This is a genomic window from Zoogloea sp. (assembly GCF_041904905.1).
GTDB lineage: Bacteria > Pseudomonadota > Gammaproteobacteria > Burkholderiales > Rhodocyclaceae > Zoogloea.
In genome coordinates, this window is sequence record NZ_JAYRMI010000047.1 from 22,713 (window position 1) to 31,191 (window position 8,479).

Consider the following 8,479-nt stretch of genomic DNA (forward strand, 5'->3'; position numbering starts at 1 on the left):
AAACGAAAAGCGGGCGCATGGCGCCCGCTCGGTGTGGCGGTTTGGGGGCGGGCCTCAGATCAGCGACTCGTAGGTGCCGTCGATGAAGCTGACGCGTTGGGTGCTGACCGTGCCCAGCGTGGTGCCGTCGGCGTTCTTGACGGTGCCGGAGCGGGTGGCCGACGAGTAGCTGACGGTGATGCCGTTGCTGTTCTTGATTTCCCAGACCCAGCCGGCGTTGCTCTGGGTGGCTTTGCCGGTGAGGGTGAGGCCGTTCAGCCCGGTGAAGCTGAACTCACCCCGCTGCGCGGCGAGCCCGTCGGCGTTGGTGGCGGAGAGGGTCAGGCCGATGCCTGCGACGCCCGCCGACTTGTAGGCGGTGCCGGTGAAGCCGAGGGCTTGGCGGATGTAGTTGTTGCTGCTGGGAGCGAGCCGCGGGTCGAAGGCGCTCAGATCCTGGCTGTAGTTGATGGTGCCTTCGAGGAACTTGAAGGGGGCGGCGGGGTTGGAGATGTCGGTGAAGGTGCCGACGAGGCGGCCGTTCTTCGGTTCGACGGTGGCGCCGTCGAGGGCGGTGGTGGGGGTGCCGATGTCCAGGCTGCCGTCGAAGCGATGGTGGGGGCCGATCAGGCTGGCCACGAGGTGGGTGGATTTGACGCCCTGGTCGCCGCTGGCATCGCTGACGATGATCTTGAGGGCGCTGCTGTTGTCGGCCTTGAGGGCGTCGACGCTGCCGCTGCCCGCCCAGACCTGGGCGGCGTCCCGGGAGCCGTCGTAGGTGAAGCTGAAGTTGACCGCGGTGCGGGTGCTGTCGCCGGTCATCGGGTAGAAGTTGCCGGAGGCGGCATAGCGGCCGGCGGTGTCGCGGGTGAGGGTGCCGGTGAGGCCGGTGAGCGCAGTGCTGGTGCCGGTTTCGAGGTTTCGGACGTGGGTGATCTCCCAGGTGACGCCGTTGGTGGCCGGGCGGACGGTGGCGTGATATTCGCGTTTGGTGCGGCCTGCGATCAAGGCGCACTCGATGTGGTTGGCGGTGACTGGATGCGGGACCATGCAGATGCTGTCGCCGCTGCTGACCGCCGCGCCATCGGGGTCGGTCAATGCGGCGGAAGCCCAGGCCATCAGCGCGAGCTGGTCAATGACCTGAACGGCATCCACGCCATGCTGGAAATCGCTTTGGAGCAGCGCATTCTGCTGGTCGAGGGAGCCCGTGCCGGCGTTGTTGGAGATGGACAGGATGCTGCTGCGCAGGTCGGCGAAGATCTGCTTGGCCTGCTGGAGCGAGGTGCCCGCGGCGAGGACGGCGCGGGCCTGTTCGAGGGCGCTGGCGGCGTTGGCGGTGAGGTGGGTGTTGGCGGCGGCGTCGTCGAGGCTTGCCTTGGCCGAGTCGCTGGCGTATTTGCCGATGGCGGCGCTGAGGCCGGTTTGCAGGCGGGTGGTGTCGAGGCTGTCGAGCTGGCCGTCCTTCAGGTCGTCGGCGAGGTGGGTGGCGAGGCTGGAGACACCCAGCGACAGCTCGGTGGCGACTTCGGCCAGCGCAGCGAGGCGGATGGCGAGGCGGCCGGCCTCGGTGTTGTCGACGACCTTGCCGCTGGTGCGGTTGAGCAGGGTGGGCGGGGTGAACATGTCGCCGACCTGGAACATCACCTGGACGGCGGCGTTTTCCTGCTTGATGGTGTCGGTGGTGGCAGTGCTGGCGAGGGCGTTGCGGGACGTGTCGAGCACGCGGGTGGCCGCGAGGTCGGTGAGGATGTTGATGCCGAATTCCTGGCGCAGGCTATCGACTACCGCGCTGAGCTGGCGGCTGGCGTCGAAGGGCTTGTCGGTGCCGCTGGCCTCGTCGAAATAGGTGCATGTGGTCGAGCCCTTGACGGCGGCGATCACGGCGCCGGTGTAGCCGCTGACCGGAACGATGGCCCGGCCGTTGAGGCCGACGTTGGCGCTGCCGAGGAGTTCGCCGGTGGCCTTGCGCAGTTCGACCGAGCAGCCGGAGGAGAACTGGCCGAGGGCGGGGGTGACGGTGACGTCGACCGCGGCGGGGGTGCTGCCCGAGGAGCTGCTACTGCCTCCGCCGCCGCCACCGCAGGCGGAGAGGGTGAGGGCGCCAGTGAGGGCGAGGGCGAGGGGGGAGAGCCTGGGATTCATGCGATTTTCCTGTGACGATGTGCTGCGTATTGATAGCGGGTAGTCTTTTTGCAAGGCTAGCACATATTTCATTTGCTGTTGATATGAACAGCATGTTTTTTCGGGCTGGTGTCGTCAGGTCTTCGCGAGGGAGGTGGGCGGGCGATGGCCGAGCGCGCCCGTCCTGCCGTGGTGGGCGGCAGGGCGGGCGAGGCGGGAGGTGGGGGTCAGCGTTTGCCGGTGGGGTAGCCGGCGTTGTCGAGGAGGCTGTTCCAGGCGGGGCCGGCGAAGCCCATTTCGGTTTCGCGGCCGACCGAGAGGGTCGGCACGAAGGCGTCCTTGCGGAAACGGGCCTTGAAGGCGGCGAGGTCTTCGGCGCTTTCGAGGCGGGTTTCGGAGAAGGGCACGCCGCGCTGGGTGAGCAGGGCGCGGCCGTCGTCGCAGGGCTTGCCGCATTCGCGGCCGGTGTAGAGGGTGACCGGGAAGGTTTCGGCCGCCTTGCGGGTGGCAAAGGGCAGCTGGGCGTTACCCTTGTTGGGCTGGATCTTGCGTTCCTCGAACTGCTTGATTTCCTGCGGGGGCGGCTGGTCGCTGTATTGCACGCGGCCGTCCTTGTCCACCCAGCGGTAGGCGGATTGGGCGGCGACCGGCAGCGCCGCGGCGAGGAGCATCAGGGCGAGCAGGGGGCGGGTGTTCATGCGGGCACCATGCCGCTGTGGCGCAGGAGGGCGTCCACCTGCGGTTCGCGGCCGCGGAAGGCCTTGAAGGAGTCGAGGGCGGGCCGGCTGCCCCCGACGGCCAGGATCTCGTTCCAGAAGCGCGCGCCGGTCTCGGCGTCGAGCACGCTGCCCTTGGGGCGACCGCTTTCCTCGAAGGCGGCGAAGGCGTCGGCGGAGAGCACTTCGGCCCACTTGTAGCTGTAGTAGCCCGCCGCGTAGCCGCCGGCGAAGATGTGGCTGAAGCTGTTGGGGAAGCGGTGCCATTCGGGCGGCACGAGCACGGCGACTTCCTTGCGCACTTCGGCGAGCAGGTCCATCACGTGCTGGCGGGACGGGTCGAAATCCATGTGCAGGAGCAGGTCGAAGAGGGAGAACTCGAGCTGGCGCACGGTCTGCATGCCGCTCTGGAAGTTCTTGGCGGCGAGCATCTTGTCGAACAGGGTTTTCGGAAGGGGTTCGCCGGTGTCGGCGTGGGCGGTCATCTCGCGCACCACGTCCCATTCCCAGCAGAAGTTTTCCATGAACTGGCTGGGCAGCTCGACGGCGTCCCATTCGACGCCGTGGATGCCGGAGACGGCGAGGTCGTCCACCCGGGTGAGCAGGTGGTGCAGGCCGTGGCCGGCTTCGTGGAACAGGGTGATCGCGTCGTCGTGACTGAAGGTGGCGGGCTTGCCACCCACCGGGCCGGGGAAGTTGCACACGAGATAGGCCACCGGCGTCTCGATGCCGTGGGCGAGGCGGCGGCGGGTGATCGCCGAATCCATCCAGGCGCCGCCCTTCTTGGTGTCGCGGGCGTAGAGGTCGAGGTAGAACTGGCCGATGAGCTGGCCGTCGCGCTCGATGCGGAAGAAGCGCACGTCCGGGTGCCACACGGGGCCGGTGTCGGGCTTGATGCGCACCTGGTAGAGGCGTTCGACCACCTTGAACAGGCCGTCGAGCACCTTGGGTTCGGGCAGGTATTCCTTCACCTCCTGCTCGGAGAAGGCGTAGCGGGCGACCCGCAGCTTCTCGGAGGCGTAGGCGGCGTCCCAGGGCGCCAGCGGGTCGAGGCCCAGCTCGTCCCGCGCGAAGGCCTTGAGTTCGGCCAGATCGGCTTCGGCGAAGGGCTTGGCCTTGACCGCGAGTTCGCGCAGGAAGCCCAGCACCTGCTCGGTGGATTCGGCCATCTTGGGCACCAGCGAGACGTCGGCGAAGTGGCGGTAGCCCAGCATCCGTGCCTCTTCGGCGCGCAGGGCGAGGATCTGCTTGATGAGCGGGCCGTTGTCCCATTCGGGCTTGCTGTAGCCGTTGTCGATCTCGGCGGCGCGGGTGGCGTAGGCGCGGTACAGCGTCTCGCGCAGCGCGCGGCTGTCGGCGTATTGCATCACCGGGAGGTAGGACGGCATCTTGAGGCCGAACTTCCAGCCGGGCGTGCCAGCCTTGTCGGCGGCTTCGCGGGCGGCGGCGACGACGTCGGCGGGCAACCCGGCCAGCGCGGCTTCATCGGTGACGATGTGGCTGTAGGCGTTGGTGGCGTCGAGCAGGTTCTCGGAGAACTTGGCGCCCAGGCCGGCGAGTTCTTCCTGAATGGCCTGGAAGCGGGGCTTCCGGTCGTCGGGCAGTTCGGCGCCGGAGAGGCGGAAGCCGCGCAGCTCGTTGTCGACGATGCGCTGGCGGGCCGGCGACAGGCTGGCGAAGGCCGGGCTATTCCGGATCGCTTTATATTTTTCGAAAAGCTTAAGGTTTTGCCCCAATTCGGCGTAAAAACGGGTGACCTCCGGCAGCATGAGGTTGTAGGCCTCGCGCCATTCGGGGGTGTCCATCACGCTGTGCATGTGAACGGCGATGCCCCAGGCGCGGCCCAGGCGCTCGCTGTCGTTTTCGATGGGCTCGACGAAGTTGTCCCACGTGGGCGGCGGGGGGTCGTCCTGCAGGCGCGCGACGGTGGCGCCGAGGGCGTCCAGCAGGCTGCGTACGGCGGGCTCGACGTGGGCCGGTTCGATGGCGTCGAAGCGTGGCAGGCCGGAAAGTTCGAGAAGGGGCGAGGTGGCTGGGGTTGTGGTCATGGGTGTCGGAGAGGTGTTCGATTGGATGGTTTTATTGTGCCGAATTCCGGGCGGGGTGTCGCCTATGCCGCGGATAGGCTTGAGCAAAGGATATGGGTTCGTATGAATCGGTTTGAAAGGGGGACGGTGTGACTGACAAGGCGTTGAATCTCTCGGAGCAGGCCTTCCTGCACACGATTTCCCAGGAACTCGAGGAGGGTGAGCTGCGCTTTCCGACGTCGATGGAGGTGACGATGCGGGTGCTGGAGGCGCTCGACGACCCGGACATGGATCTGGGGCGCATGTCGTCGATGGTGTCGGCCGAGCCGCTGCTGGCGGCGCGGACGGTGGCGCTGGCCAATTCGGCCTGGTACAACCCGGGCGGGCGGCTGGTGAGCGACGTGCCGAAGGCGCTGGTGCGTATCGGCTTCGGCAAGCTGCGGGCGCTGGCGATGGCGGTGGCGGCCGAGCAGCTGATTCACCGGGATGTGCTGGGGCCTTACCAGCCGATGATCCGCAAGCTGTGGGCCCACTGCGTGGATGTGGCGGCGACGGCTTCGGTGCTGGCCCGCAAGTGCACCAAGCTCGATCGGGATGCGGCCTTCTTTGCCGGCATGGTGCACGACATCGGCCAGTTCTTCCTGCTGTCCCGGGTGTGGGAATACCCGGAGATGCTGACCGACGACAGCCCGCTGTCGGATCTGGTGCGGGTGTGGCATGCGCCGATCGGGCGGGCGGTGCTGGCGGCGATGAACATGCCCCAGGAGCTGGTGGATGCGGTGGACGACCCCGAGATGTACGGCGGCGTGTGGCCGCCCGACTGCATTCCGGATCTGATCTTCGTGGCCAACCTGATCGTGGAGACGCCCAACCCGTTCTCGCCGGAGCTTGATGAGCTGCGTCATGGGCTGGCCAGGGCGGCCACCCTGGGGCTGGACGAGACCCGGCTGGCGGAGGTGCTGGCCGAGTCGGTGGAGGAGCGGCAGGCGCTGATCGATCTGTTCACCGTGGCCTGAGCGAGGCCCGGACGGTAAACGCAACAACCCGCCGGATGGCGGGTTGTTGCTTTGGTGCGCCGGAAGAGCGGGCCGCTCAGAGGGTCTGGCCGGTGAGCTTTTCGTAGGCTTCCACGTACTTGGCGGCGGTGCGCTCGATGACTTCGGCGGGCAGCTTGGGGCCGGGGGCGACCTTGCCCCAGTCGAGGGTCTCGAGGTAGTCGCGCACGTACTGCTTGTCGTAGCTCGGGGGGCTGATCCCCACGGCGTAGCTGTCGGCGGGCCAGAAGCGGGAGGAGTCCGGCGTCAGGGCTTCGTCGATGAGGTGCAGGGTGCCGGCGGCGTCGATGCCGAACTCGAACTTGGTGTCGGCGATGATGATGCCGCGGGTGGCGGCGTAGTCGGCGGCCTGGGTGTACAGGGCGATGGCGGCGTCGCGGGCTTCGGCGACGAGCTGGGCGCCGGTCTTGCCGGTGCCCTTGAGGGCGTCGGCGAGGAGGGCGTCGGTGCGGGCCTGGGCCTGTTCGAAGCTGATGTTCTCGTCGTGGTCGCCCACGTCGGCCTTGCTGGCGGGGGTGAAGATCGGGGCGGGGAGCTTCTGGGCCTGCTGCAGGCCGGCGGGAAGCTGGATGCCGCAGATGGCGCCGGTGTCCTGGTAGTCCTTCCAGCCGGAGCCGATGACGTAGCCGCGCACCACTGCCTCGATGGGCAGCGGGGTGAGGCGCTTGACCACCAGCGCGCGGCCGCGGACCTGCTCGCGCTCGTCGGCGGCGACCACGGTTTCGGGGTCGATGCCGGTGAGCTGGTTGGGGACGATGTGGCCGAGGCGGGCAAACCAGAAGCCGGCCATGGCGGTGAGCACTTGGCCCTTCTGCGGAATCGGATCCGGCAGGATCACGTCGAAGGCCGACAGGCGGTCGGAGGTGACGATGAGCAGCTTGTCGGCGTCGACGGCGTAGATGTCGCGCACCTTGCCGCGGCCCAGGAGGGCCAGGCTGCGGATGGAGGATTCGAAGAGCGGAGTGGTCACGGTCGAAAGTCCGTTGGACAAAACGAGATTATAGCGGCGAGGGGAGGGTGTGACGAGACGGGCGGGCTCGCCCCGGCGGGGCTCAGTGCCCGGCTTCGGCGTCGGCCAGGTGCTTGCGCATGCGCCGGGTGCCGAGGGCGACGATCAGCGCGATGACCGGGATCGCTGCGGCGGTGAGGCCTTCGGGGGTGAGCGGTTCGATCTGGTGCTTGACGCCCTTGGCGAGGTATTGCACGAGCTGCGAGGCGTAGTAGGTGATGGCCACCACCGACAGGCCCTCGACGGTTTCCTGCAGGTGCAGCTGGAGCTTGGCGCGGCGGTTCATCTGGGCCAGGAGTTCCTGGTTCTGGCGTTCGAGTTCGACCTCGACCCGGGTGCGCAGGAGCTGGCTGTTGCGTGCCACGCGGCTGGAGAGGTCTTCCTGCCGGCGGGCCATGGTGGCGCAGGTGTTCATGGCCGGCAGCAGGCGGCGTTCCATGAATTCGTGGAAGGTGGGCAGGCCGGAGATGCGCTGCTCGCGCAGTTCGGCGATGCGCTGCATCACGAGGCTGTGGTAGGCCCGGGCGGCGCCGAAGCGGAAGGTGGTGCGGGCCACCGAGTGCTCGACCTCGGCGGCCATGGTGGTGAGGTCGGCGAGTACGCTGCGCTCGTCTTCGGGCGTGCGGGCGCTGCCGGTGCGGTCCATCAGGTCGGCCAGGCGCTGCTCGGCGGCGCCCACGGTGCGGCCGACTTCCTTGGCCACCGGGAAGGCCAGCAAGGCCATCAGGCGGTAGGTCTCGATCTCGACCAGGCGCTGCACGGTGCGGCCCGACTGGCGGCGGGTGAGGGCGACGTCGATCACCAGGAAGCGCGAGAAGCCGTCTTCGAACAGGAAATCGGTGAATACCCAGGCGGCGCCGTCGGCCACCTTGGCGCCGACCATCTGGGTGCCGGTGGGCGACAGCTTGGCCATCACGCTCTCGGGCGTCACTTCGGCGGCGGAGCGCAGCTCGACGTGGGTGGCGACGATGAGCTTGCCGGGCATCCGGCGCAGCCAGTCCTGGGGCACCACGGCGAGGGCCGAGGTGCTGCCGTCCAGCCCTTCGCCCCGGGCCACCGGGCGGAAGAAGGTGTAGCTGGAGAACTCGTTGTGGAGTTCCCACTTGAGCTGGAAGCTGCCGAAGTCGATCAGGCGGTGGCTGCCGTCGGTGTCGATGGGCTGGCCGAGGCGGGCGCCCAACTCGATCAGGTGGTGCAGCGCCGCGCCGGCCGGCTCGCCGTCGTGGTGCATGGCGAGGTAGCTGATGAGGGTGGGGCTCTCCAGCGGCACCGGCGGCCGGGCGTGGAACTCGTCGTTGAGGGCCTGGCGCAGGTCGTGCTCGGCGAAGTAGTCGGGCAGGGTCATGGTGTCAGGGGAACGGCACGGGCCGCCCGGCGTGATCGGGAAGCCATCTTGCCGCTACGGCAGACGGGCTGGCAAGGTCGGGGAAACCCCAGCCCGTGGCGGGTGTCACGGGGCGTTGTTGCGGTGCAACAAAATCAGCGGATGAGGATCAGCCCAAGCGCGCCGACGCGGCCGGCGGCGACGACCGCGAAGCCGATGCCAAGCTGGCGCACGCGGCTGCGGAGTTC

At 68.2% G+C, this 8,479-nt stretch carries 6 protein-coding genes; 1 reads left to right on the plus strand and 5 read right to left on the minus strand.

The genetic code is table 11. From position 1 onward, the window contains the following. Positions 1 to 54 precede the first annotated feature (54 nt). From ACE3N6_RS13140 to ACE3N6_RS13150, 3 genes are all read right to left on the minus strand, one after another. Complete coding sequence (locus ACE3N6_RS13140; RefSeq protein WP_374246228.1) at positions 55 to 2,121, minus strand: hypothetical protein; 2,067 nt, start codon at positions 2,119 to 2,121, stop codon at positions 55 to 57. A 206-nt stretch (positions 2,122 to 2,327) separates the two neighbouring features. After that, entirely contained in the window at positions 2,328 to 2,798 is a 471-nt protein-coding gene (locus ACE3N6_RS13145; protein WP_374246229.1) for a DUF4124 domain-containing protein, read from the minus strand. Continuing rightward, on the minus strand, positions 2,795 to 4,864 hold the full coding sequence (locus ACE3N6_RS13150; protein ID WP_374246230.1) for a M3 family metallopeptidase: 2,070 nt from the start codon (positions 4,862 to 4,864) through the stop codon (positions 2,795 to 2,797). Before ACE3N6_RS13150 ends, ACE3N6_RS13145 begins: the two co-directional genes overlap by 4 nt. A 128-nt stretch (positions 4,865 to 4,992) precedes the next feature. Here ACE3N6_RS13150 and ACE3N6_RS13155 point away from each other — a divergent pair, with 128 nt between their 5' ends. After that, positions 4,993 to 5,859: an HDOD domain-containing protein gene (locus ACE3N6_RS13155; protein ID WP_374246231.1), complete on the plus strand. Its 867-nt coding sequence runs from the start codon at positions 4,993 to 4,995 to the stop codon at positions 5,857 to 5,859. 76 nt (positions 5,860 to 5,935) lie between these two features. On the opposite strand, the gene ACE3N6_RS13160 is transcribed toward ACE3N6_RS13155, so the two are convergent. Beyond that, entirely contained in the window at positions 5,936 to 6,868 is a 933-nt protein-coding gene (locus ACE3N6_RS13160; RefSeq protein WP_284189233.1) for a phosphoribosylaminoimidazolesuccinocarboxamide synthase, read from the minus strand. A gap of 82 nt (positions 6,869 to 6,950) precedes the next feature. Continuing rightward, a complete protein-coding gene (locus tag ACE3N6_RS13165) occupies positions 6,951 to 8,252 on the minus strand; it encodes a DUF3422 family protein (protein ID WP_374246232.1) in 1,302 nt (433 codons plus the stop codon). Positions 8,253 to 8,479 lie beyond the last annotated feature (227 nt).